24 protein-coding genes, 1 tRNA gene and 1 pseudogene are annotated in these 22,550 nt (G+C 66.3%); 13 read left to right on the top strand and 13 right to left on the bottom strand.

What is annotated here, in order from left to right:
- Window positions 1-90: 90 nt before the first annotated feature.
- Window positions 91-1,596 (top strand): (R)-citramalate synthase, encoded by a 1,506-nt coding sequence (locus TX76_RS10435; protein ID WP_049902344.1) that lies wholly within the window; start codon window positions 91-93, stop codon window positions 1,594-1,596.
- Between the two features lie 364 nt (window positions 1,597-1,960).
- On the opposite strand, the pseudogene TX76_RS18335 reads toward TX76_RS10435, so the two are convergent.
- Window positions 1,961-2,164, bottom strand: a pseudogene (locus tag TX76_RS18335) (IS5/IS1182 family transposase); the annotation flags it as partial.
- A gap of 69 nt (window positions 2,165-2,233) precedes the next feature.
- Between TX76_RS18335 and TX76_RS10430 the strand changes: the two are divergent.
- Window positions 2,234-3,097 carry a 3-hydroxyacyl-CoA dehydrogenase family protein gene (locus tag TX76_RS10430; RefSeq protein ID WP_049902342.1) on the top strand — a complete coding sequence of 288 codons (864 nt, stop codon included), beginning with the start codon at window positions 2,234-2,236 and terminating at the stop codon, window positions 3,095-3,097.
- A gap of 28 nt (window positions 3,098-3,125) precedes the next feature.
- Here the strand turns inward: TX76_RS10430 and TX76_RS10425 are convergent, their stop codons facing one another.
- The 5 genes from TX76_RS10425 to TX76_RS10405 all read right to left on the bottom strand — a co-directional run bounded on the left by TX76_RS10425 (window position 3,126) and on the right by TX76_RS10405 (window position 9,338).
- Complete coding sequence (locus TX76_RS10425) at window positions 3,126-3,821, bottom strand: metal-dependent transcriptional regulator (RefSeq protein WP_049902340.1); 696 nt, start codon at window positions 3,819-3,821, stop codon at window positions 3,126-3,128.
- 89 nt (window positions 3,822-3,910) lie between these two features.
- Entirely contained in the window at window positions 3,911-6,208 is a 2,298-nt protein-coding gene (locus TX76_RS10420) for a heavy metal translocating P-type ATPase (RefSeq protein ID WP_049902338.1), read from the bottom strand.
- Window positions 6,209-6,313: 105 nt separating this feature from the next.
- Window positions 6,314-6,763, bottom strand: coding sequence for a universal stress protein (locus TX76_RS10415; protein WP_049902331.1), 450 nt, complete (start codon window positions 6,761-6,763; stop codon window positions 6,314-6,316).
- Window positions 6,764-6,832: 69 nt separating this feature from the next.
- Window positions 6,833-8,062 (bottom strand): putative manganese transporter, encoded by a 1,230-nt coding sequence (locus TX76_RS10410; RefSeq protein ID WP_049902329.1) that lies wholly within the window; start codon window positions 8,060-8,062, stop codon window positions 6,833-6,835.
- Between the two features lie 307 nt (window positions 8,063-8,369).
- A complete protein-coding gene (locus tag TX76_RS10405; RefSeq protein ID WP_049902327.1) occupies window positions 8,370-9,338 on the bottom strand; it encodes a nucleoside hydrolase in 969 nt (322 codons plus the stop codon).
- A 26-nt stretch (window positions 9,339-9,364) separates the two neighbouring features.
- Here TX76_RS10405 and TX76_RS17605 point away from each other — a divergent pair, with 26 nt between their 5' ends.
- Complete coding sequence (locus tag TX76_RS17605; RefSeq protein WP_154019055.1) at window positions 9,365-9,499, top strand: carotenoid oxygenase family protein; 135 nt, start codon at window positions 9,365-9,367, stop codon at window positions 9,497-9,499.
- 38 nt (window positions 9,500-9,537) lie between these two features.
- On the top strand, window positions 9,538-10,635 hold the full coding sequence (locus TX76_RS10400) for a hypothetical protein (protein ID WP_228842357.1): 1,098 nt from the start codon (window positions 9,538-9,540) through the stop codon (window positions 10,633-10,635).
- Window positions 10,636-10,727: 92 nt separating this feature from the next.
- Here the strand turns inward: TX76_RS10400 and TX76_RS10395 are convergent.
- Window positions 10,728-10,800 (bottom strand) — tRNA-Gln (locus TX76_RS10395).
- A gap of 91 nt (window positions 10,801-10,891) precedes the next feature.
- The gene (locus TX76_RS10390) at window positions 10,892-11,482 is read right to left on the bottom strand and encodes a homing endonuclease associated repeat-containing protein (protein ID WP_049902323.1); all 591 of its coding nucleotides are present in this window, start codon (window positions 11,480-11,482) and stop codon (window positions 10,892-10,894) included.
- A 149-nt stretch (window positions 11,483-11,631) separates the two neighbouring features.
- On the opposite strand from TX76_RS10390, the gene TX76_RS10385 reads away from it, so the two are divergent.
- Entirely contained in the window at window positions 11,632-12,315 is a 684-nt protein-coding gene (locus TX76_RS10385) for an IMP cyclohydrolase (RefSeq protein ID WP_049902321.1), read from the top strand.
- A 49-nt stretch (window positions 12,316-12,364) separates the two neighbouring features.
- Window positions 12,365-13,024: a metallophosphoesterase family protein gene (locus TX76_RS10380; protein WP_049902320.1), complete on the top strand. Its 660-nt coding sequence runs from the start codon at window positions 12,365-12,367 to the stop codon at window positions 13,022-13,024.
- Here TX76_RS10380 and TX76_RS10375 read toward each other — a convergent pair.
- Entirely contained in the window at window positions 13,008-14,198 is a 1,191-nt protein-coding gene (locus TX76_RS10375; protein ID WP_049902318.1) for an aspartate kinase, read from the bottom strand. The genes TX76_RS10380 and TX76_RS10375 overlap by 17 nt on opposite strands.
- 188 nt (window positions 14,199-14,386) lie before the next feature.
- On the opposite strand from TX76_RS10375, the gene TX76_RS10370 reads away from it, so the two are divergent.
- Complete coding sequence (locus tag TX76_RS10370) at window positions 14,387-14,782, top strand: hypothetical protein (protein ID WP_049902316.1); 396 nt, start codon at window positions 14,387-14,389, stop codon at window positions 14,780-14,782.
- Window positions 14,783-14,817: 35 nt separating this feature from the next.
- Window positions 14,818-15,114, top strand: coding sequence for a hypothetical protein (locus TX76_RS10365; RefSeq protein ID WP_049902314.1), 297 nt, complete (start codon window positions 14,818-14,820; stop codon window positions 15,112-15,114).
- Window positions 15,115-15,548: 434 nt separating this feature from the next.
- On the opposite strand, the gene TX76_RS10360 is transcribed toward TX76_RS10365, so the two are convergent.
- The 3 genes from TX76_RS10360 to TX76_RS10350 form a co-directional block, all read right to left on the bottom strand.
- Window positions 15,549-16,178, bottom strand: coding sequence for a hypothetical protein (locus TX76_RS10360; protein WP_049902312.1), 630 nt, complete (start codon window positions 16,176-16,178; stop codon window positions 15,549-15,551).
- A 243-nt stretch (window positions 16,179-16,421) separates the two neighbouring features.
- Window positions 16,422-17,288: a sulfurtransferase gene (locus TX76_RS10355; RefSeq protein ID WP_195156043.1), complete on the bottom strand. Its 867-nt coding sequence runs from the start codon at window positions 17,286-17,288 to the stop codon at window positions 16,422-16,424.
- Window positions 17,289-17,605: 317 nt separating this feature from the next.
- A complete protein-coding gene (locus TX76_RS10350; RefSeq protein WP_049902310.1) occupies window positions 17,606-18,496 on the bottom strand; it encodes a sulfurtransferase in 891 nt (296 codons plus the stop codon).
- A gap of 99 nt (window positions 18,497-18,595) precedes the next feature.
- Here TX76_RS10350 and TX76_RS10345 point away from each other — a divergent pair, with 99 nt between their 5' ends.
- The 3 genes from TX76_RS10345 to TX76_RS10335 all read left to right on the top strand — a co-directional run bounded on the left by TX76_RS10345 (window position 18,596) and on the right by TX76_RS10335 (window position 20,525).
- Window positions 18,596-19,390, top strand: coding sequence for a sulfurtransferase (locus TX76_RS10345; protein ID WP_049902309.1), 795 nt, complete (start codon window positions 18,596-18,598; stop codon window positions 19,388-19,390).
- A gap of 249 nt (window positions 19,391-19,639) precedes the next feature.
- Window positions 19,640-20,299: a helix-turn-helix domain-containing protein gene (locus tag TX76_RS10340; RefSeq protein WP_049902308.1), complete on the top strand. Its 660-nt coding sequence runs from the start codon at window positions 19,640-19,642 to the stop codon at window positions 20,297-20,299.
- Window positions 20,300-20,384: 85 nt separating this feature from the next.
- Window positions 20,385-20,525 carry a YHS domain-containing protein gene (locus TX76_RS10335; RefSeq protein WP_228842356.1) on the top strand — a complete coding sequence of 47 codons (141 nt, stop codon included), beginning with the start codon at window positions 20,385-20,387 and terminating at the stop codon, window positions 20,523-20,525.
- Between the two features lie 53 nt (window positions 20,526-20,578).
- On the opposite strand, the gene TX76_RS10330 is transcribed toward TX76_RS10335, so the two are convergent.
- Entirely contained in the window at window positions 20,579-21,256 is a 678-nt protein-coding gene (locus tag TX76_RS10330; protein ID WP_049902307.1) for a class I SAM-dependent methyltransferase, read from the bottom strand.
- A 184-nt stretch (window positions 21,257-21,440) separates the two neighbouring features.
- On the opposite strand from TX76_RS10330, the gene TX76_RS10325 reads away from it, so the two are divergent.
- Window positions 21,441-21,866 (top strand): DUF2391 family protein, encoded by a 426-nt coding sequence (locus tag TX76_RS10325; RefSeq protein ID WP_049902306.1) that lies wholly within the window; start codon window positions 21,441-21,443, stop codon window positions 21,864-21,866.
- A 96-nt stretch (window positions 21,867-21,962) separates the two neighbouring features.
- The gene (locus tag TX76_RS10320; RefSeq protein WP_049902305.1) at window positions 21,963-22,541 is read left to right on the top strand and encodes a DUF7090 family protein; all 579 of its coding nucleotides are present in this window, start codon (window positions 21,963-21,965) and stop codon (window positions 22,539-22,541) included.
- Window positions 22,542-22,550: the final 9 nt, after the last annotated feature.

Here is a 22,550-nt window from a genome sequence, read left to right as displayed (position 1 = left end):
ACAGCGACGAACGGATCGGACAGCAACATCTGCCAGAAGGCACCTCTTTAAGACCCTGCCGCGCGGCGGTGCGAGTGGCTATCATGACCAGTGACCGATTTATTCGGGGGCCTCCCCGAAACCACTCCGCTCTCCGACGCTGACGTACAGTTTCTCGATACCACGCTCCGCGACGGCGAACAGGCTCCAGGGGTGTCGCTCGCGCCCACCGAGAAGGTCGATATCGCGCGGCGGCTCGACCGTGCCGGCGTGTCGGTCATCGAGGCCGGCAGCGCCTGCACCGGCGCGGGCGAGCGCGAGGCCATCTCGCGGGTCACGAGCGCGGGATTCGACGCCCGGGTGACGAGTTTCTGTCGCGGGGTCCGCCACGACGTCGACCTCGCGCTCGACTGCGACGTTGACGGAATCAACCTCGTCGTGCCCGCGAGCGACCGCCATATCGAGGGGAAGATCGGCTCGACCCGCGAGGACGTGCTCGCGGATACGGCCGAGCTCGTCGCGTACGCCCGCGATCACGGCCTCTGGGTCGAACTCCTCGGCGAGGACGGCTCCCGCGCCGACGTCGACTTCCTCTCGCGGCTCGCCCGCCGGGGGTTCGACGCCGGCGCGGACCGGGTGTGTTACTGCGATACCGTCGGGCACGCGACGCCCGAGCGCACGGTCGAGGTGGTCTCGGCTCTCGCCGAGTGCGGCCCGACCAGTACCCACACCCACGACGACCTCGGGCTGGGGGTGACGAACGCGCTCGCGAGCGTGGCGGCCGGTGCTGACCTGGTCCACGCCACCGTCAACGGCGTCGGCGAGCGTGCGGGCAACGTCGCCCTCGAAGAGGTCGCGATCGCGCTTGCGCACGGATATGGGGTCGAGACCGTCGATACCACGACGCTGTACGACCTCGCCAGAACCGTCGCCGACGCCACCGGGGTCCCGCTCGCGCCAAACAAGGCGGTGGTCGGCGAGAACGCGTTCACCCACGAGTCGGGCATCCACACCGACGGCACGCTGAAGGACGAGGCGATGTACGAGCCCTATCCGCCGGAAATGGTGGGTCGCGAGCGACGACTCGTGCTCGGCAAGCACGCCGGCCGGGCGGGCGTCGCAGCGGCGCTCGAAGAACACGATGTGCAGGTGACCGACGACGAACTCGCGGAGATCACCGATCGGGTCACCGATCTCGGCGAGGGCAAGCGCGTGACCGACGCCGACGTGCTCGCGATCGCCGAAACAGTACAGGGCCGCGAGCGCGAGCGCCGGGTCGAACTCCTCGATCTCACCGCCGCGAGCGGCAGCGGGACGCCGACCGCGAGCGTCAGACTCAGGATCAACGGCGAGGAGCGCACCGCGAGCGGCACCGGCAGCGGCCCGGTCGACGCCGCGGTGGGAGCCGTCCGCGAGGCACTCGGGACCGGCAGCGATGCGACGCTCGACTCGTATCACGTCGACGCCATTACGGGCGGCACCGACGCAGTCGTCACGGTCGAAGTCGAGATGAGCCGCGATGGGCGAACCGTGTCGGTCGCCGCGAGCGACGCCGACATCACCCGGGCGAGCGTCGAGGCGATGGTCGAGGCGCTCGACCGGCTCCACGCCGCGTAGCCCGCACCGTTTCGCTGTTTGTCCGCTCTATTGAATCCCCTCTTCCTTGGACACTTGATCTTGCGAAACGACCGTCCACTACGCGCGTACTGCTTAGTTGGGGATTTCAGCTGGCCTATTAAATAGGGCCATGAGAGTGAAGCCGAGGTACAAACCAGTTCCGTGAACAAGTGTCTGAGTCAAGAGATCGTCGGGTGTACTGATTCCCAAAGCATGAATGAGCCACATATCACTGAGAGATACGAGCAACGCGAGGGAATATCCGAACACCGCTCTACGAAGACTGAAAAGAAAGTTTGCCCGTATATCTTCGAACATATTGTCCAACTCCTGTCGAAGTACATAATCTTTCTCACTACCGTCGTTAGAGGATCCGGTTGAGATTGTAGACAAGACACGCAAGGGTGAGTCCGTGGAACTGATTCCACCAACGGTGTGACCTCACGAGCGCACCGTACTTTCGCTTGAGCGGAGGATTTACTGTTTCGCTCCGGTTCCGTCGACTGTAGAGGCGGGCATCTAACCGTGCGTTCCATACTTTTTCGGGTGATGAGAGTTTCCGCTGTTTGTCCGCCCTCAACGGGGAGAACGAGCAACGCTCCAGCAGGCTTACGAGCGGGCCGCCCGGAGCGGGGGTATGCGCGAACTCGACTCGATCGAGCGGGTGGGTGTCGTGGGCGCGGGAACGATGGGCAACGGCATCGCCCAGGTCGCCGCCACCGCCGGGTACGACGTGGTGATGCGGGACATCGAGGAGGCGTTCGTCGAACGGGGGTTCGACGCGATCGGAGATAGCTTAGAGCGGCTCGTCGAGAGCGAGAAGCTGGCCGACGACGAGGCGGCGGCGACCCGCGAGCGGATCACCGGGACCACGGACCTCGACGATCTCACGGACTGTGATCTCGTGGTCGAGGCCGCAGTCGAGGAGATGGCAATCAAGCAGGAGATCTTCGCCGATCTCGACGACACGATGCCCGACGACGTGGTGCTCGCGACCAACACCAGCACGCTCTCGGTCACGTCGATCGCGAGCGCAACTGAGCGGGCGGAGCTCGTCGTCGGCGTCCACTTCATGAACCCCGTGCCGGTGATGGACGGCGTCGAGGTCGTCGTCGGCGAGCGCACAGGGGAGAAAACGACCGCGCTCGCCCACGAGTTCGCCGAAGAGCTGGGCAAGGAGACCTGGGAGTCGGACGACAAGCCGGGCTTCGTCTCGAATCGCATCCTGATGCCGTGGATCAACGAGGGCGTTCGAACGCTCGACGAGGGTGTCGCGACGAAGGAGGACATCGACCGCGGGATGAAGCTCGGGACGAACGTGCCGATGGGCCCCCTCGAACTCGCCGATCATATCGGTCTCGACATCTGTCTCGACGCCACCGAGACGCTCCACGACGAACTGGGCGATCGCTATACGCCGGCGTACCTCCTGAAGCGAAAGGTCGAGGCGGGCGATCTCGGGAAGAAGACGGGGCGCGGGTTCTACGACTATCGGGACTGAAACACGACGGAGTCACGATCGAACCGGGTCAGCCGACGAGAACGTCACCGTTGTCGGGCTGGTCGGGTGACGCCTCCCGGACGCGGACGGTCGCCGCGGTGTCCTCGGGCAGCGAGATCGTCTCTTCGTTCTCGTCCGTAACGACGGTGACCATCCCGAAGGGGGCGATCTCGGTGATCTCGACCCGCGTGCCCGGCGTGATGCCGGCGTCGGCGAGGTACTCCAGGACGGCGGCGTCGCGGTCGGCCACCTCGGCGACGATCACGACCTCGCCCTCGTCGTACTCACAGAGCGGGGTGTGGTCGCCCTCGGGCGTGGCGAGATCGGCGGTCGGGATCGGCGAGCCGTGCGGGTCGACCGTCGGCTCGTCGAGCGCGGCGGCGAGCTCGGTTTCGAGCTTCTCGCTGATGTGGTGTTCGAGCCGGTCGGCCTCGTCGTGGACCTCGGACCAGTCGTAGTTCAGCTGCTCGGTGAGGAACAGTTCGAGCAGGCGGTGATGCCGGATCGTCTCGACCGCGAGGAGTTCCCCATCCTCGGTCAGATGTGAGCCCTTGTACTCCTCGCGCTCGACGAGGCCCTGGTCGGCGAGGCGCTTCATCGTCGCGGTGACGGTCGGCGTCGTCACGCCGAGCGCCTCGGCGATCGTCGAGGGCGCGACCGGCTCGTCGCCGTCGCCGAGCTGGTAGACCGCCTTGATGTAGTCCTCGGCCTTCGCGCTCGACATACCACCGTTAGTGGCGTCTAGCGCTTAGATGTTGCCCTCTCCCGCCCCGCACGGTTCGTGTGTTCCGTCGGGCGCTCCGCGAGCGACCCTCATCGGTCGGGTTCGATCCGGGCGAGGCGCATCGCGTTGCCGGTCACGCCGATGGTCATGCCGGCGTCGCCCGCGAGCACCGCGAGCCAGATCGGGACGTAGCCGAACGGGACCGCGATCGCGAGGCCGGCCTTCACCGCGAGGCTCGCCCAGACGTTCTGCCGGATGACGCCGTTGGCGTCGCCCGCGAGCTCGTAGAGGTAGGGGAGTTTCGCGAGGTCGTCGCCCATCAGCGCGATGTCGGCGGTTTCGAGCGCCGTGTCGGTGCCGGCGGCCCCCATTGCGAGGCCCACCGTCGCCGTCGCGAGCGCCGGCGCGTCGTTGATGCCGTCCCCGACCATCGCCACCGCGCCGGACTCCTCGATCAGGTCCTCGACCGCCGCGACTTTCTCGTCGGGGAGGAGCTCCGCCCGGTGCTCGTCGACCCCAACTTCGTCGGCGATCGCGCGCGCGGTGCGGTCGTTGTCGCCCGTGAGCATCACCGTGCGCTCGACGCCGAGCTCCTTCAGCCGGGCGACCGTCTCCCTCGCCGCGGGGCGCACCTCGTCCGCGACGGCGACGACGCCCTCGATCTCCTCTTCAGTTCCGACGAGCACGACGGTTTTCCCTTCGGCCTGGAGGTCCGGTACCGTGCCCTCCAGCAGGTCGAGGCAGTTGTTCCGGTCGCAGAGTCGCTGAGCGGTCCGCGTGACCACACCCCCATCCGTCGTGGCGTGGACGTGCGAGAGGTCGAAGCCGAGGTCGTCGAACAGGCCTGGTTTCCCGGCGAAGTGCTGGGTGCCGTCGAGTTCGGCCCGCACGCCCTTGCCCGTGATGGCCTCGAACTCGTCGATCTCGCGCTCGGGGACGCCCGTGCTCCCGGCTTCGGCGACGATCGCCTCGCCGATCGGGTGCTCGCTGCGCGCTTCGAGACCGCGAGCGCACCGGAGGACGTCCTCCTCCGAGTTCCCGTGGAGCGGGACGACGTCGGTCACGGTGAGTTCGCCCTTCGTGAGCGTCCCGGTCTTGTCGAACGCCACGACGTCGACCGACCCCATCGCTTCGAGGTGGTTGCCGCCCTTGATCAGCACGCCGTTGTCGGCCGCGCTCGTGATCCCCGACACGACCGAGACGGGCGTCGAGATCACGAACGCGCACGGACACGCGAGGACGAGGAGCGTCAATCCGTAGACGACGGCGGTCGACCACGCGGTTCCGAGGACGAACGGGCTCCCGAGCGTGACGAGGACGGCAAAGGCGACGACCACGGGCGTGTACCACGCCGAGAAGCGTTCGACGAACTGCTCGCGCTCGGTCCTGTTCGACTGGGCGTCCTCGACCATCTCGACGATGCGCGAGAGGGTGTTGTCCTCGGCTTTCGACGTGACTCGAATCTCGAGGTACCCCTCCTCGTTGATCGTTCCTGCATAGACCTCGTCGCCGGCCGTCTTGTCCACCGGGACGCTCTCGCCGGTGATCGGGGCCTGGTTGACCGCGCTCTCGCCGTCGATCACGTCGCCGTCCATCGGGATCTTCTCGCCCGGCCGCACCACCACGATATCGCCGACCGACACCGCCTCGACCGGCACCGTCTTCTCGCCTCCCTCACCGTCTTCGCCGCCCTCGCGTTTGACGGTCGCCTCGTTCGGCGAGAGATCCATGAGTTCCTGGAGCGAGTCGCGAGCCTGGTCCATCGAGGCGCGTTCGAGCAGCTCGGCGACGCTGAACAGGACCGCGAGCGTGGCGGCCTCGAAGTAGAGCGCCTCGCCGAACGCGAGGCTCGCGACCAGCGCGCCGAGGATGGCGACCGACATCAGGAAGTCGATGTCGAGATTGAGGTTTCGGGCGGAGTAGTAGCCGTTGCGGAGGATTTCCTGCCCCCCGATCGCGACCGCGACCAGGAACAGCACGTCCGCGACCAAGAACTCGCTCCCGAAGACCGTCCCAACCGTGGCGTTCTGCGCCGTCAGGACGAACTCGAAGAGGAGCCCCAGTGCGAGGAACCCGCCGCTGATCCACGTTTTGAGCGCGCGCGAACTCGTCCAGATGCTGTCGCTCGAGTCGGTCGCATCGTCGCCGGCCGTTCCCTCGCCCGCGGCATCAGTGACGTCGTAGCCGGCGCTCTCGATGGCTGCAACGATATCGTGTTCCTCGACCGCCGTCGCGTCGTAGGTGACCGCCACCGTGCCGGTCGTCGGCCGGGTTTCGTACGTCGAGAGGCCGACGAGTCGGTCGAGCGCGTTCTCGACCTTCCCCGCACACGATGGGCAGTTCATGTCGGGGACCGAGAGTTTCGTGGTCGCTTCACCCGAGTCCATTACCGACACTACGAGCCAGACTTTTATCAAACTAACTGCCAAAGTAGCCGGTTTCGATAATAGATATTGTCAAAGGATCGACGCCGAGCTAGTAAGTGTGCCGTCTCAGGTGACGTTCTCGGCAGGGGCGCTCACCGTCATGACCGGAACCTGGGCCGCTCCGGCGACGTGTTGGGTGACGCTCCCGAGGAGGCGGCGTTCGATCCCCGAGTGGCCGTGGGTGCCCATCACCACGAGATCGACGTCGTTCTCGGCGGCGTACGCGAGGATCCGTTCGCCAGGCGTCCCCTCCAGAACGTCGGTGACGAGTTCGACGCCGGCGTCCGCCGCCGCGGTCTCGACCTCTCGAAGCGCCTGCTCGCTCGCGTCCTGACCGACTTCCCGGAGCGCATCGTGGACATCGGCCTTCGAGACCGTCAGCCAGCCCGTGTCGGTGTCGATGACGAAGACCGCGTGAACCGTCGCGCCGTACTTCCCGGCGATGTCGACGGCGTGCCGAACGGCGGCGGAGGAGTGCTCGCGTCCGTCCGTCGGGACGAGGATTCGCTCGTACATCTCAGTCGCTCCCCTGGCGTTCCGTTAGTGCCGATCGCACATCAGCGGATCGGTGGCATCGGGCCGTCATCAGATCACCCCGAACCCGAACTGGGCGAACGGCCAGAAGTAGTAGACGAGCACGCCGACGATGACCGCCGGGATCGTGGTGTAGATGGTGGCGATGATCGCGGCCTTCATGTCGATCGCCATGAGCGGGAAGAGGGCGTCGCCGTCCTGGCTGATGGCGTTGCCGACGAGCGCCGAGAACGGGATCGCGCCCTCGGCGTACAGCCCCGCGAACACGATCTGTGGCGCACAGCCGGGGATCAGCCCGAGCGCCGCGCCCGCGATCGGGGCGAGGACGCCCGCGGCCGCCGTGAGCGCGCCGATGTCGACCGAGAGCAACACGATGCCGTACTCGTAGACGAGGTAGGCACCGATGACCCAGACCGTGACCATGCTGGTCTCCATCGCGGCGTGCTGGAACGTATCGTACGCGCTGGCGTACGACTCGCGGACCCGTCCCGCCTCGCCCTCGCCGATGAACCGGCGACCGAAGAAGTGGAGGTAGAAGGAGAGCGTCGTCCCGGTCAGGCCGGCGACGGTGAACAGCCCGAAAAAGGAGGGCGCGAACTCGAAGGGGACTTCGGGCGCACCGCGAGCCAGATACATCACGCCCGCGATCAGGCCCGCGATCGCCACCACCCACCACAGGACGTGGACGCCGTGAGTGAACGTCGACAGCACGCCCGAGGAGTCCGTCCCGTGGTCGTGATCGGCGTGGTCGTCCATCTCGAAGCCGGCGACGCTCGGGCCGCCGTCGGCGACGCTCGCCGTCGCGAACCCGCCGTCGGTCATCGGGCGGCTGATCTGCTCGATCGCACGATCGACGCGACCGACGCCCAGCCCCCACCAGTCGATCGCGTAGCCGAACAGGACGGCGGAGACGAACGCCAACGCGTAGGCGTAGAGCGCGGCCTCGGGCGCGAGCGCGAGAATGACGAACGCCGAATCCCCCGCGGTGGCTCCGAGCGTCGCCACGACGGTCCCGAAGCTGATCGTGCCCCGGATGTACAGCGGCATCGCGATGATCGCGCCACCACACCCGGGCGTGAGGCCGAGCAGGCCGCCGGCGATCGGCTGGAGGCGCTCGTTGGCCTCGAGGAACGCGACGATCCGCCCGCCCGTCCGGTACTGGAGGTAGCCGAACAGCAGGACGGTGATCGCGACGAAGGCCGAAACCTGGACGAACCCGTCGCGGACGGAACCGAGGAAGATGTCGATCGCCCCCTGGAGGCCGAGCTGCAGTGAGATCATCGCTCGGGAGGTCCTGCGCGCCGGTGCCGACGGGCGGAGTCGGCGGTGGGACGCCCGTTCGGACGAAGGCTGACGTTCATGCTCGTACTGAGATGTCGCTGCAAAGATCATAATGCTTTCGGTCAAATGATCTCGTTAGAGTGGGCTAACAGTCTGGTGGCGTCGGCCAGAATCGGCGGACGGGACGGGGAGGAGGGTCGGGTCACCGTTCCGCGGTCGGCCGGATTCGATACTCGGGAGCGAACGGTGGACGAGCGGCCGCTCGCTCGTTGCCCTCAGTTCGGGAGGGGGAACGAGCCCGAAGCGGTCAGTCGAGGCCGGACTCCGGCGGGCGTCCGTGGAGCATCGCGCGGAACATCGCTTCGAAACGGTCGGTGTCGAAAGAGTCCACGACGGTGGTTCGTGGCTCGCCGTCGGTTACGCGGTGCTCGTCGACTGCCGAGTAGCCCCGCGTGAGACCCTCTCGGTCGTCGACCGCGACGTGGTACGTGTCCGATTCCTCGACGAGCGAGGGCTCGACGAGGGCTGCCATCGTCGCGGAGTCGGGCTGGGTGGTCTCGTCCCTGTCGAACGAGTCGCGGTTGAACGCCCGCACCGACGCCGCGATCTCGTCGAAAAAGGCCCCGAACTCGGTGTCGATGGCGGTGAACTCGTCGAGCGTGTCGCCGTCGAAGACGGTGTCGCGGACGGTGACGCCCCAGTCGAACAGCGTCACGTCGAGTTCGGCGAGGACCTTCCGCGCGGCGTGGGGGTCCACCCAGAAGTTGTACTCGGCGGCCGGCGTGACGTTCCCGAGACAGTTCGCGTTCCCGCCCATCACCCAGACCTCGTCGAGGAGGCTGTCGAGATCGGGTTCGCGCTGGAGGGCGAGCGCGACGTTCGTCAGCGGTGCGATGCAGACGAGCGTCAGTTCGCCGGGGTGCTCGCGAGCGTGCTCGACGATGTAGTCTGGGGCGTACCGATCGCCCGACGAGATCCCGGTGTCCGGGAAGCGCTCGCCGCCGAGGCCACCCTCGCCGTGGACGTAGTCGGCGTAGTCGTGCCCGACGAGCAGGGGTTCGGTGGCCCCCTCGTAGACGGTGACGCTATCGGCGACGCCGGCGAGATCGAGCGTGTACTTCGCGTTCTCGACCTCGTAGTCAAAGTCGACGTTCCCCGCACAGATCGTGACCCCCTCGATCGCGAGGCGGTCGGAGACGGCAGCGAGCAAGAGTGCCTGGGTGTCGTCGCCCGCGGTGTCGGTGTCGATGATGACGCGACGCGTCCGATCAGTCATGTGTCCCCTACCGAGGAACGCGTGAAATAGACACCGGCGACGGGCAGTCGGCGCTACTCGCGCTCGACGACCAGTCGTTCGAGGAGCGCGCTCGCGCGATCGTTCCGCATTCGATTCCATTCGGTTTCCACGGTGGGTACTTCGAGGGGTTCGAAGGCTAAGAAGCGTCGTCGGCGATGAGCGAGAACCCGCGTTGACCGTGATAATCGCGAACGATATTGAGGCCACGGAGAAGTTTGGCCTCGTCGAGGATCACGACGAACGGTGGGCCGGCGTTATCGCGTTCCATTCGGATATAGCTTTAAGTCAATTCAACGACAGCCTTACTCGAACTATGCGACGACGACGATACCTCTCGGCGGCGGCAACAGCAGCGGCGCTCGGTTTCGCAGGATGCGGTGGTGGTTCCGGCGACGGAAATAATACCAGTGATGGTGGGGATACCGAGGCCGGCGGCGGAGAAACGACCGAACCTAGCACGGAGACGGAAGCGCCGACCGAGACCACAGTGGCGACGGAAACGTCGGGCGGTGAGACGACCGGCATGTCCGACACCACGATGGCCGAGACCGAGACTGAAGGCATGTCGACCGAGACGATGATGGAGACTGAGACGGAGATGAGCACCGAGACTTCCGGGACCACCGAAATGGAAACGGAGACAACGATACAGACGGAGACTACTGCGAGCAGCGGATCGGACTCCAATACCAGCTCGAACGTGTCCGCATCGTCGGGTGGAGGTGGAGGATTCTCGGAGACGTTCTCAGGGAACGGAACCTCGACCGTTGAGGGACTGGAACTTTCTCCCGGCCCTGTCACGGCTGAGTTCACCGTCGGCGGCGAGGGGTACTATTCAGTGACGCTCGTCACGCTCGAAGGCGAGTCCTTCGAAGACGTATTCATTGTCGACGGCGTGATCTCGGGCGAGGGATCGCAGGTCAAGACGGCGACAGTCGGCGGTGGGTACAACCTCAATGTTGATATCGAAGGTGACTGGGAGGTGACCATCAAACAGCCCGCGAACCCACAGCCTGAGTCGCTGCCGATCGACGCGAGCGGAACGGGGATGGACTACGTTGGCCCGTTCGAGTTCAGCGGGCCGACGACCTTCCAAGGCACACATGATGGCGAGGCGAACTTCATTGTCGATGCGATCCCGGTTGACCCGTCCGCCATATCGACCTCTGTGTTCAACGAGATCGAACAGTTCGAAGGCGAAACGACCGCCCGCGTGAACGGCCTCGCGTATGTGAACGTCGTTGCCGACGGCGAGTGGACGCTATCGACCGGGTAGCAATCGTCCGAGAGCCACCGGCACACCCTTAGCGCATACCTCGTGTACGTGGATGGGTATATCCGGCGTTTGGATTACGTCGAAAAGTGGAGTAGTCCCGGGAGGATTCGAACCTCCGTCGTGAGCCCCAGAAGCTCACATGATTGGCCACTACACCACGGGACTGCACTCGCTACGCTCGTTCGTCCCGTGAGACTCGCAAATCCGGAGGATTTGCTCACCACCACGGGACTTCGACTGTCCGTAGTAGGAGTTGCTACTTATCCTTGTTGGAAACCTCGCGCCGTGGTCGGTCGGGAACCGTGTGGTGTCGTTTTCGGTGGCAGTTCGCGCAGAGGATCTCGCACTTTTCGATCTCCTCCAAGAGTCGCTCCTTCGAGTAGCCGTAGGAGATCATGCTACTGACCGTCATCTCCTTGCGATTCGCGTCGGTGTGATGGAAGTCGAGACACGCAGGGTCGTTCTCGTCACAGCTGACACACCCGCCGTTCGTCCGCTTGTGTTCGTGGGCCCACGCACGGAGCTCGGCCCGTCTGTCGAGCGTGCGCTCGGTGTTCCAGTCGACGTTGCGGTAGTGCCACCGCTGATCGACGGAGAGGCTCGCCCACGTGGCGTCCTCCGGAAGCGTCACGTCGTCCGGTTTCGGGCCGACTCGTGGCCCCGTGGAGGCGTACGTTTCGAGTCCGGCTGCCGTCTTCGCCGCGTTCCAGCCGTCCATGACCCGGATGATCGTCGCCGAGGCGGGCGTCAGTCCGAGGTCCTCGTACGCCGCCTTCGTCGGCGACTCGCCGAGTCGATCGGCCGCACGCCGCAGTGCGTCGCAGCACTCCTCCTCGGTCGTTCGCATGGATCGTCTGGTTCGTGATCGGCAATGAACGTACGCCTGCGTCGAAACGACGAAAGCCGATTCAATGATGGGGTCCGTTCCGCGTTCCATCCGCCGTCCCGAATCCACCGGATCGGTATCTACTTCCGGGCGAGACGTGGAGGGCGCGTATGTACGTCGGACGGTTCGTCGTGATCGGTCCGGAGGTCGGTGCGTATCGGGTCTCCTCACGGTCGTTTCCCGACCGGCGGATCGTCGATCGCGACGGCACGCTCACCGTGGTGCCGACCGCCGAAGCCGACGAGACCGACAACCCCTACGTCTCGTACAACTGCGTTCGTCCCACGGATCGCGGGGCCGTCGTCGGCAACGGCTCGCACGTCGACCCGATCGCCGAGAAGCTCGCTCGGGGCTACCCGCCGCGCGACGCACTCTGTCTCTCGCTGCTCGCGCTCGACTTCGAGAAGGACGACTACGACACCCCGCGGATCGCCGGCATCGTCGGCCGTGGCGGGGCGAACAGTCGTTCGTCCGACGAGACGGATGACCGATCGTCCGCCGGGGCGGCCGAGGAGGCGAGCTACATCGGCATCGTCCGTCGGGACGGGATCACCGTCGAGCGAGTCACCGAGCCGACGCTGGTGGCGACCTACGAGAAGGATCGTCCGGAGTTGGTGGCGTTCGACGCTGCGGACGCCGGCGGAACCGGAAGCGATGCGGCGGCCGCGACGGCGCGCGCCACGGCGGCAGCGACGGCGGTCTACGAGTTCGAGTTCGAACACCGGGTCTGTGCGGCCGGCGTCGCCCGCGATGCGGACGGGTTCGCGACCGCGATCGAGAACGGCGACGAGTGATCGGTCTCGGGGGCCGTGGTTGAAGTCGCTGGGGTTCGACAATCGGGGTATGCAAGTCGGTGTCATCTCCGATATCCATGCGAACCGGGTCGCGCTCGACGCGGTGTTCGAGGACATGCCGCCCGTTGATGGCGTGATCTGTGCCGGCGACGTCGTGGGGTACAACCCGTGGCCCGGCGACTGCGTCGATCGGGTGCGCGATCGGGGGATACCGACCGTGATGGGCAACCACGACCGCGCGGTGGCCTCGGGGACCGGGTTCGCCTTCAACAGCATGGCCGGCGCGGGCGTCGAGTACACGCGCGAGGAGCTCGGCGAGGAAGGGATCGCGTGGCTCGGCTCGCTGCCCGACGAGCGCACCGCGTTCGACGGCCGGGTGAAGATCGTCCACGGCCATCCCGACGATCCCGACCGCTACACGTATCCCGACCTGTTCGATCCGGAACTGCTCGACGAGGAGGACGTCCTGGTGCTTGGCCACACCCACGTCCAGCACCACGAGACCTACGACGCGGGGATCGTGATGAACCCTGGCAGCGTCGGCCAGCCCCGCGACGGTGATCCGCGTGCGGCCTACGCAGTTCTCGATCTCGACGCGATGACCGTGGCGGAGCACCGGATTGGCTACGACATCGAGCGCGTCGAGCGCGCAGTGGGCGAGGCGGGGTTGCCCGAGGAGATCGGAGCCCGACTCAGGAAGGGGCGCTGAAGGTCTCCTGAACGACCGAGAGTGCGTCCTCGCGGTCGTCCCAGTCGACGAACACCGCGACCGAGGTCGCGCTCGTGATGACGTCGTGGAGGGCGATGTGCTGCTCGGCGAGCGCGTCGGTCATCTCGTTGACGATGCCGGTCTGGGTCGGGAGATCGCCGCCGGTGACCCGGATGGCGGCGGTCTCCTCGTCGACCGTGACGCTCGACAGCGCGGCCTCCTCGATCACGGTCTCGTGGAGGACGGTCTCGGCCGCGGCAGCATCGTCGGCGTAGACGTAGAAGGTGATCGAGTCGAGCCCGCTCGCCACCGCGTCGATGTTGATGTCGGCCTCGGCGAGCGCCCCCGAGAGCTGGGTCATGATCCCCGGCCGATTGCGGATCGCCCGGCCCGCGACCGTGAGACACGCGAGCGGCGTCTCCTGGAGGTCGATTAGGGTCTCGAAGGTGCCCTCGATGCTCGTCCCACCCTGGAGGAGGTCGCCGTGCTGGTAGTGGACCACCCGGACGTCGAGGGTCGAGTCCTTGTAGTTGAGCGCGCTCGGCGCGATCACCTCCGCGCCGCGGAAGGAGAGGTTTCTGAGTTCGTCGACGCTGATCTTCCCGACGTTTCTGGCCCCCTCGACGACCCGGGGATCGCCGGTCATCACGCCCTCGACGTCGGTCACGATCACGACCTCGTCGGCGTCCATGTAGTTGCCGAGCATCACCGCGGAGGTGTCGCTCCCGCCGCGGCCGAGGGTGGTGACCGAGCCCGCGCGGTCCTCCGCGAGGAAGCCCGCGACGACCGGGACGACGTTGCCCAGTTGGTCGGCGAGCGCCTGAGCGCGGCGGGTGGTCTCCTCGACGTCGACCTCGCCGCGCGCGTCGGTGACCACCGGCCAGTCGTCGCTGCCCGGTTCGAGAAAGACCGCGTCGACCCCGCGGGCGGCGAGTGCGGCCTTCACCATCCGGGCGGAGGTGCGCTCACCCATGCTGACGATTTCCGCTCGGTCGGCCTCGTCGGCGTCGAACTGGATCTCGCGGAGCAGGAAGTCCGTCGTGGAGCCCATCGCGCTGACCACGACCGCGATCTCGTGGCCGGCCTCGACCGCGGCGGCCACCGAGTCGGCCGCGCGGTTCACCCGGTCGCCGCTGCCGAGGCTCGTTCCCCCGAACTTCGCTACGACGCGCATCGACGTTCCTCGTGGCTGCAGGTCGATTTCGTGCGAGATTGGCACATGATCCGCGAGTGGTCACGGCCGGGGATAACTGCTTTCATCCCGTACGCGGGCCGTCGTCGCGGTCTCGGGGGTGTTCGTCGACCGCGGGGGCGAGGCCGACGGGCGAGCGAGGTTTACGTCTCCACGCCCCACGGGGGTGCATGGAGGTGCGCGAGGCCGTCGAGGCCGACGCCGGACGACTCGCCACGCTCGCCGACGCGCCAGCCGACACGATGCGCAACCTCGTCCACGATCGCACGGTGCGAGTCGCCGAGGACGCCGGCGAGATCGTCGGGTTCGTCAGCTTCGACGCGAAGCGCGACGCCGTCCACGTCACCCAGTTCGACGGGACGAGCGAGACGGCGGCGCGGCTGCTCGACGAGCCGGCACGGTTCGCCCGTAGCGAGGGGATGGCCGCCGAGGTGCTGGTCGAGGAATCCAGAAGCGAACTCCAGCGCGCCGCCACGGCCGCCGGCTTCGAGCGCGCGGGGCCTGGGCCCCGCTTCGAGGGTGCGCCGACGATCAAGTACCGACTCGAACCACCGGTTGAACGGTAGCAAGAGATATATTCTTTCGATACAGTCGTGGTAGTATGTTCGGCGGTATCGATCCGGTGGCCGTCGCCTTCGTTCTCCCCGTCGTCGGAGCGGCAGCCATTGGCGTCTACGAGTGGTGGAGCGGGGAACCGTGCACGTCGGTTCTCTCGTCCGCGCTGTTCGCTCTCGCATATCTCTTCATGTTCGTCGCCCTTCGCGGGGTAGAGGTTCTCGGTCTGGCAGAACGGATCAGAACCGTCGCAGTCGGATTGGAGGTCGTGTTCATGATCGGTGCGATTCACTTCCTGCGGAAACACCAGTCCGACGGGGCTCCGACGAAGGAGATGGCATAGCGGCGGGCTGCGAACGGTTTGGGGTGGCGGCCCTGGCGGATGAAGGGCGAGCGGCACGAACGAACGGAGTGAGTGAGCGCCGTCGTTTCACTTCGTCTGCTCGCGGGCCTACGGCCCGCTCGCATGGTTCGAGGGGCGCTCCGCGTCCCTCGCTACTCCACGACGAGCCTCACGCTCGCTTCACTCGCGTGAGACGCCCGAGGGCGTCGGCGGTGCTGTACAGTTGCGGGCGGTTGCGGTGAGCCCCGATGATTGTACCGCGAGCGACCGCAGGGAACGAGCGGGCCGAGGAACCCCCGTAGGGGGTGACGCGGGCTTTTGCTCCAGATTTTGCTAGCGAGGCGCTACGCGCCTCGGACCCTTCGCGCGGCGAAGTCGCGCAAAGACAGCGAGCGAGTGAGCGAAGCGAACGAGTGCAGCAAAAGGTGGTGGCCTTAGCAGACGGGCTTCGGGTTCACGCCCATCGATTCGAGCCGTTCGGTGTACTCGTCGTAGGCGGTCTGGATCGCGTCGCCGGCGGCTTCCTCGGCGCGCGCCCACTCGTCGTCGGTCTCACAGACCTCGTCGAGGAGGTCTCGGCCGCGTTCGAGCTGGGCGTCGACGTCGTCGCCGAGGTCGCGAAAGAGTTGTGCACCGCTCGTGTCGGCCTGGCCGACGAAGAAGCCGACGAGCTGTTCTTTCGACTTCTCGGTCGCGATGGTCCGCCCGACGAACGCGCCCGCGCGACCGGCGGTGTCGTCGATCGAGCGGAGATACTCGTGGATGGCCGGCGTGTCGCCTGGTTCGTGATCGCCGTCGAGCCATCCGGTGACCTGGCCGTAGTGCTCGCCCTCCTCGTCCGCGGTGGTGGCGAAGACCTCGCCGGCGGCGTCGTCGTCCTCGCTTTCGGCCCACTCCTCGAACGTCTCGCGGGCGTGGAACTCACTGTCGGCGGCCGCGCGGAGCACCGGCGCGGACTCCATCTCGCCCTCGGTATCGGCGTACAGCGACTTCGAGGAGCCGAGCCGCGAGAGCGCGGTTCGGTTGTCCTCGCGAACACCATCGACGAACTGACTCGGATCCATATGCGCTCGCAGACGCGCGGGCGGTTTGTACCCATCGCCCTATGCCGGGGACGAACGAAGTCAATAGTTCGAAGCGGGCGCTATCGGTCTCGTCGAAAAACAGTGAAGGTTGCTGTAGCGTGGTTTGCCCGACGACTCCCCGCTCCGCCACGAGGCTTCGTTCGCGGTGCTCACTCCGCCTCGCCGGTCTCCACGGTTCGCCTGACGGCTCACCGTTCCGATCCGAGGCCTCCTTCGTCCCACTCAGTCGGCCTCGCCAGTCTCGATCGGGGCGTTGACGAGATTGCCCCACTCGGTCCACGAGCCGTCGTAGTTCACGACGTTCTCGTAGCCGAGCAGTTCGTGGAGCGCGAACCACGCGATCGAGGAGCGCTCGCCGATCCGGCAGTACGCGACGACCTCCTGATCGTCGGTCACGCCGTCGGACTCGTAGAGCTCGCGCAGCTCGTCGGCGGTCTTGAACGTGCCGTCGTCGTTGACCGTCGCGGCCCACGAGATGTTCGACGCGCCGGGGATGTGACCGCCACGCTGGGCGGTCTCCTGGAGTCCGGGCGGCGCGAGGATCTCGCCCTTGAACTCCTCGGGTGATCGGACATCGACGAGGGGAACACCCCGCTCCATCGCGTTCTCGACGTCGGTGCGGTACGCCCGAATCCCCTCGTAGGGACCGCTCGCGGCGTACTCCTGACTCGAAAACTCGGGCACGTCGGTGGTGGTCTCGTAGTCGTTCGCCAGCCAGTAGTCCCGGCCACCGTTCATCAGCTTCACGTCCTCGTGGCCGTAGTACTTGAACTGCCAGTAGGTGTACGCTGCGAACCAGTTCGAGTTGTCGCCGTAGAGCACGACCGTACTGTCCTCAGTCAGCCCGTGCTCACCCATCACGTCGGCGAAGTCCTCCTTCGAGAGCACGTCCCGTCGGGTCTGATCCTGGAGTTGGGTCTCCCAGTTCAGCCCGATCGCGCCCGGTGCGTGGGCCTCCTCGTACGCCTCGGTGTCGACGTCGACCTCGATCAGTCGGTATGCGGGGTCGTCGTCCTGGAACTCGTCGAGATGCTCCTCGACCCAGTCGGCCGAGACCAGCACGTCGTTTGCGTAGTCACTCATGACCAGCCATTGCTTCGATCCGGGGGCATATATTACCGATACTCTCGGCAGATCACGTCACATCACCCGTGTAGCAGAATTTTTTGCCGGTTCGGGCCGGGAACGAGCGCGGTACGTCAGGCCGATCGAACTGCGGTGACGACCGGTGCAAGCGAGTTGCCGAGTGACGTGCCACGATCCAGCAACGATTGCTGGTATCTCCGAGCGCCGGTCGGCGAACGTGGCTGTTCCGATCCGAGGCCTCCTTCGTCCCACTCAGTCGGCCTCGCCCTGCTCCACGGGTCGTTCCTCCCCGCTCCGCCACGAGGCTTCGTTCCCGTTGGTCACTCAGCCTCGCCGGTCTCGATCGGAGCACGAACCAGATTTCCCCACTCGGTCCACGAGCCGTCGTAGTTGCGGACGTCGTCGTAACCCAGCAGGTCGTGGAGCGCGAACCACTCGATCGAGGAGCGCTCGCCCACGCGGCAGTAGGTGATGATCGACTCGTCGCCCTCGACGCCGTGGTCGGCGTAGAGTTCGCGCAGTTCGTCGGCGGACTTGAACGTGCCGTCATCGTTCAGGACCTGCGCGACCGGCACGTTCGACGCACCGGGGATGTGGCCACCGCGCTGGGCGGTCTCCTGAAGGCCCTCGGGCGCGATCTTCTCGCCGGTGAACTCCGCGGGCGAGCGGACATCGACCATCGGGATGCCGGTTTCGAGTGCCTCGTCGACCTCGCGCTTGTACGCCCGGATGTTGTCGTAGGGCCCGCCAGCGGTGTACTCGACAGGCGAGAACTCGGGCACCTCGTCGGTCAGCGGATAGTCGTTTTCGACCCAGTAGTCCTTCCCCCCGTCGAGCACGCGCGCGTCGTCGTGGCCGAAGTACTTGAACTCCCAGTAGGCGAAGAGGGCGAACCAGTTGGCGATGTGGCCGTCGCCGTAGAAGACGACGGTGGAGTCGTCCGCAATGCCGTGGCTCCCACAGAGCGCCTCGAAACTCTCTTGGCCCAGAATATCGCGCTCGGTCTCGTCCGAGAGGTCCTCGTCCCACTGGAGTCCGATCGCACCGGGGATGTGACCCTCGTCGTATCGCGAGGGGAAGTCGTCGTCCTCGGGTGATTCGGGGCTGTTGACCTCCACGATGCGGTACTCGGGGTCGTCGTCCTGGAACTCGTCGAGATGCTCCTCGACCCAGTCGGCCGAAACCAGGACGTCGTTGGCGTAATCGCTCATGGTCCGCCTTTTCTTCGTCGACCGAACACAAAGCGTTCCTGCTTGAATGGGTAGTGCCGGATGACCGGGTTCAAGCCGCCGCGTCGAGTGGGAGATGGTATGACCGATGTCGTGGTGTCCGCCGAGTGGCTCGACGAGCATCGAGCGGACGCGAACGTCCGGATCGTCGACGTGCGCGACGAGTGGGAGTTCGAGGGGATCGGCCACGTGCCCGGTGCAGTCAATATTCCCTTCGATTCGTTCCGGGCTGCCGACGGCGACGAGGGAATGCTACCTGGCGAAGACGTCTTCGCCGATCTCCTCGGCGAGGCGGGCATCGAGCGGGGTGACGAGATCGTGGCGTACGACGACACCCACGGCGTGTTCGCCGCCCGATTCCTCGTGACCGCCGTGCTCTACGGCCACGACCGGGCGAAACTCCACCTGCTCGACGGGGACTACAGCGCGTGGGGTCGCGGTCACGAGACGACGGGCGAGCCGACCGCGGTCGATCCCGCGACGTACGACCTCGAACGGGCCGACGAGACGGTGCTGGTCGGTCGCGAGGCGGTCGCAGCGGCGGTCGAGGACGACGACACGCTGCTGGTCGACACCCGCGAGGCGTGGGAGTACGAGGAGGGCCACATCCCCGGCGCGATCCAGTTCGGCTGGCGCGAGTTCGTCGACGACGAGACGCGCGGACTCAAGGGGCGCGAGGCGATCGAAGGAATTCTCGAATCCCACGGCATTACCCGCGATCGCCGAGTGCTCCTCTACTGCAACACCGCCCGCCGGATCAGCCACACCTACCTCGTCTTGCGCCATCTCGGGTTCGAGGATCTCGGGTTCTACGAGGGGAGCCTGACCGAGTGGGAAGATGCCGACGGGGCGATCGAGACGAGCGAGGCGGAGTGAGCACCGCGAGCGACGCCTCGTAGCGAAGCGGGGAACGGAGTGATCCACGGAGCAGGGCGGGGCCGAGTGAACGCCGCCCCGAAGCGGCGAACGAACGTGAGCCGCAGAGACGGCGTGATTTGGCGATTGAGACGGAGTTACCGATCGGGGGCAGCGTGACCGGGCGATCAAGTTCCGGACGGTGACAGCGCGGGCGAGGCTGCTACCGAATCAACACGCATATGCAAACACACGGCGAATGAGCCCCCAATGAGCACCATCGCGAACATCGCGCTCCCGGCCGACGAGTTCGCTCTCTACGATGCCCTCGTCGCGGTCCCCGACCTCGAACTCGACGTCGAACGCGTCGTGGCCCACGACGACGAGCGCGTCATGCCGTTCATCTGGGTATCGAGCGACCACATGGACGACGTGGAACGGGCGTTCGAGAACGATGCGAGCATCGAGAACGTCGAACTCCTCTCCGATCTCGGCGAGGAGCGACTCTACCGGATGGACTGGACCACCCAGATCGAGGTGGTGGTGCAGATCCTCGTCGAGGCCGATGCCACGGTGCTCGACGCCTTCGGGACGGACGGCCAGTGGGAGTTCCGGATCCTGTTCCCCGAGCGCGAGGCGCTGTCGGCGACCCACGATTTCTGCGAGGAGAACGGACTCACCATCGACATCCAGAACATCTACGAGATGGACGCGGATCGCCACGGTCGGTTCGGACTGAGCGAGGCCCAGCACGAGACCCTCATCGCGGCGTTCGAGCACGGCCACTACGAGGTCCCCCGCGACATCAGCCTCGACGACCTCGCCACCGAACTCGACATCTCCCATCAGGCGCTCTCCGAGCGGTTCCGCCGGGCGTACAGCACGCTGATCGAGAACACCCTGATCGTCGGCCTCGGCGACGAAGAGTGACGGAACCGGCGGTAGACGGAGTAGTCTATCGTCGCCTGCAACTGCTGGCAGGGAGGTTAGCAACGTCCAGCGCGAAAAGTGATCGATGACACGATGCGTGGTCTGCGGAACGGACGTGCATCGAGACGACGCACCGGAGCGAACGGATCACGACGGCGAGACGTACTACTTCGACGCCACGGAGTGCAAAGAGGCGTTCGAGGACGATCCCGAACAGTACGCGTAGGCAGTAGTCTCGCCCCGACGGCCCGGACTTTTCTGGCAGTTCCCGTCGACGTCTCACGGAACGACGCCGACGGTGAGGAGCGTTCCGTGAGTCCGGTAGCGCTCGACCATCGCCGTGCGGGTGTCGAACCCGTCGGTCGGGAACTCCTCGCCGGGCGGGATCTCGATCTCGCGATCGGGAATCGTGTCCTGGCTGGCGACGTGAAACCGCGCCTCGCGGAACGCGTCGCGGTACTCGGCCATCCCCCACCGAGTCATCGCCACACCGACGTTCTCCTCCCAGTCGTCGGTGTGGACGCTCTCTTCGAAGTAGTTCACCGCACAGTAGAAGGTGCCGCCCGGCCGGAGCACGCGCCGGAGTTCGTCGAGTGCGGCGCGGGGATCGTTCGCGTAGTAGAACGCCTCCATCGTGACGGCGTGATCGAGGCTGTCGTCGGCGAACGGGAGGTGTTCGAAGTCGCCGACGAGGAATGCAACGGCGGGATCGTCGGTGTACGACGCGGCGTTTTTCGCCATCTCGGGTGCGCCGTCGAGACCGTAGCTCCGCACGTCGGCGGTCTCACGGAGCGCACGCCCGGCGTAGCCGCTGCCACAGCCCAGATCGAGCACGCGGTCGCCGGCCTCGACGGGCATGCGGGCGAGGACGTGCTTTGCGGTGTGCCAGTGGCGTTCTTCCATCCCCCGGTCGCGACCCTCGGCGGCCCACGCGTCGAACTCCTCCCTGACGCTCATGGTGGGGCGACGTGGCCGGTCGTGAAAACCCGTTCGACGAACCGCTCGTTCGGTAGTCGTTCGTCGATCGAAACGAGAGGACGACCGCGATCGTCGGAACCGGGCTCGTGGGAGGGTCGAGCCGATGGAGATGTGGCCGTCCCGATAGCGCAGGCGTCTTGTTCGACGGCCGCGAGCGACCGGCATGGCGCGATGGCGACCCCAGTTCCAGGTGGCGGACATCGCTCAACAGGTCGTCGGCGGGTTCCTGCTCGCCGGGCCGTTCGTGGTCACCGAGGAGGTCTGGACGCTCGCGACCGAGATGGGGTGGCCCCACGGGCTCGCCACCGTCGCGATCGTGTTCGCCATCGGGTACGGCGCGCTCTATGGGGCCGACGGCGACCGCGATCCCGAGCGCGAGCGTGACGTCGCGGGGGTGCCGATACGGTTCGTCTCGCTGATGGGCGTCGCCTTCGGGTCGGTCGCGATCCTCGCGGTGGTGTTCGACGCGCCGACGACGTTCCTCGCGGATCTGCCGACGATGGAGCGCTTCGGCGTGACGCTCCGAGCGATCTCCGTGGGGGCGATCTTCAGCGTCGTGGGGGCGGCCACCGCCGACAGCGTGTACTGAACCGGCGGGAACTGCGCGGGCCGAACGGGGGACGTTCCGGTGATTGGGCGAAGTGGGGTCGCAGGGGTTAAGACGACGCCCGTCCCGGTTCGGCGCATGGATTACGCGCTCACGATCGAGAACACCCCTGACTCCATCCCGGCCGGAACCGGCGTGCTCCTCTGTCATCCGAGCACCGGCGAGACCGACCGGATCGACACCGACTTCCTGAGCACCGACACCGACCGCTTTCTGGTGATCTCGACGCGCACCACCGCGCGCGAGGTCGAACAGAAGCTCGAACACTACGCGGTCGACCGATCGAAGGCAACCATCCTCGACGCGCTCAGCGTCGAGCGAGGGTACTCACGGCGCTCGGGCAACGACGTCCACTACGTCGCCTCGCCCGACGACCTCGACGGGATCGTCGAGAGCACCCGCGAGTTTCTCGATTCGACCGACGGCAAACGCCGGGTCAGCGTCGATTCGATCACCGAGATGGCGTACTACGCCGACGAGGAGCGCGCCCGCGAAGCGGTCGAAGCGCTGCTCGCGCTCTTGGAGGAGCACGACGCGGTCGGACTGTTCCACCTCGCGGAAGAAGTCCACGAGGAGAGCGTTGTTTCGGGGTATCACGAGCTGTTCGAGGGCGTGATCACGCTCGATCCGGACGACGACGTGACCGGCGAGTTCTGAACGGCCCGT

The sequence above is a fragment of the Halococcus agarilyticus genome (assembly GCF_000334895.1).
GTDB lineage: Archaea > Halobacteriota > Halobacteria > Halobacteriales > Halococcaceae > Halococcus > Halococcus agarilyticus.
Note: the sequence above shows the minus strand (reverse complement) of the source record. Positions and strands in the feature narration are given on the sequence as shown.

What these genes read in the sequence shown, in the direction of transcription:
- TX76_RS10325 (WP_049902306.1), top strand. Translation starts at nt 21,441, where the DNA reads ATGGCGCGATGGCGACCCCAGTTCCAGGTGGCGGACATCGCTCAACAG.
- TX76_RS10430 (WP_049902342.1), top strand. Translation starts at nt 2,234, where the DNA reads ATGCGCGAACTCGACTCGATCGAGCGGGTGGGTGTCGTGGGCGCGGGA.
- TX76_RS10415 (WP_049902331.1), bottom strand. Translation starts at nt 6,763, where the DNA reads ATGTACGAGCGAATCCTCGTCCCGACGGACGGACGCGAGCACTCCTCC.
- TX76_RS10345 (WP_049902309.1), top strand. Translation starts at nt 18,596, where the DNA reads ATGACCGATGTCGTGGTGTCCGCCGAGTGGCTCGACGAGCATCGAGCG.
- TX76_RS10405 (WP_049902327.1), bottom strand. Translation starts at nt 9,338, where the DNA reads ATGACTGATCGGACGCGTCGCGTCATCATCGACACCGACACCGCGGGC.
- TX76_RS10390 (WP_049902323.1), bottom strand. Translation starts at nt 11,482, where the DNA reads ATGCGAACGACCGAGGAGGAGTGCTGCGACGCACTGCGGCGTGCGGCC.
- TX76_RS10335 (WP_228842356.1), top strand. Translation starts at nt 20,385, where the DNA reads ATGACACGATGCGTGGTCTGCGGAACGGACGTGCATCGAGACGACGCA.
- TX76_RS10340 (WP_049902308.1), top strand. Translation starts at nt 19,640, where the DNA reads ATGAGCACCATCGCGAACATCGCGCTCCCGGCCGACGAGTTCGCTCTC.
- TX76_RS10410 (WP_049902329.1), bottom strand. Translation starts at nt 8,062, where the DNA reads ATGATCTCACTGCAGCTCGGCCTCCAGGGGGCGATCGACATCTTCCTC.
- TX76_RS10370 (WP_049902316.1), top strand. Translation starts at nt 14,387, where the DNA reads ATGGAGGTGCGCGAGGCCGTCGAGGCCGACGCCGGACGACTCGCCACG.
- TX76_RS10385 (WP_049902321.1), top strand. Translation starts at nt 11,632, where the DNA reads ATGTACGTCGGACGGTTCGTCGTGATCGGTCCGGAGGTCGGTGCGTAT.
- TX76_RS10380 (WP_049902320.1), top strand. Translation starts at nt 12,365, where the DNA reads ATGCAAGTCGGTGTCATCTCCGATATCCATGCGAACCGGGTCGCGCTC.
- TX76_RS10375 (WP_049902318.1), bottom strand. Translation starts at nt 14,198, where the DNA reads ATGCGCGTCGTAGCGAAGTTCGGGGGAACGAGCCTCGGCAGCGGCGAC.
- TX76_RS10330 (WP_049902307.1), bottom strand. Translation starts at nt 21,256, where the DNA reads ATGAGCGTCAGGGAGGAGTTCGACGCGTGGGCCGCCGAGGGTCGCGAC.
- TX76_RS10425 (WP_049902340.1), bottom strand. Translation starts at nt 3,821, where the DNA reads ATGTCGAGCGCGAAGGCCGAGGACTACATCAAGGCGGTCTACCAGCTC.
- TX76_RS10350 (WP_049902310.1), bottom strand. Translation starts at nt 18,496, where the DNA reads ATGAGCGATTACGCCAACGACGTCCTGGTTTCGGCCGACTGGGTCGAG.
- TX76_RS10360 (WP_049902312.1), bottom strand. Translation starts at nt 16,178, where the DNA reads ATGGATCCGAGTCAGTTCGTCGATGGTGTTCGCGAGGACAACCGAACC.
- TX76_RS10365 (WP_049902314.1), top strand. Translation starts at nt 14,818, where the DNA reads ATGTTCGGCGGTATCGATCCGGTGGCCGTCGCCTTCGTTCTCCCCGTC.
- TX76_RS10320 (WP_049902305.1), top strand. Translation starts at nt 21,963, where the DNA reads ATGGATTACGCGCTCACGATCGAGAACACCCCTGACTCCATCCCGGCC.
- TX76_RS10420 (WP_049902338.1), bottom strand. Translation starts at nt 6,208, where the DNA reads ATGGACTCGGGTGAAGCGACCACGAAACTCTCGGTCCCCGACATGAAC.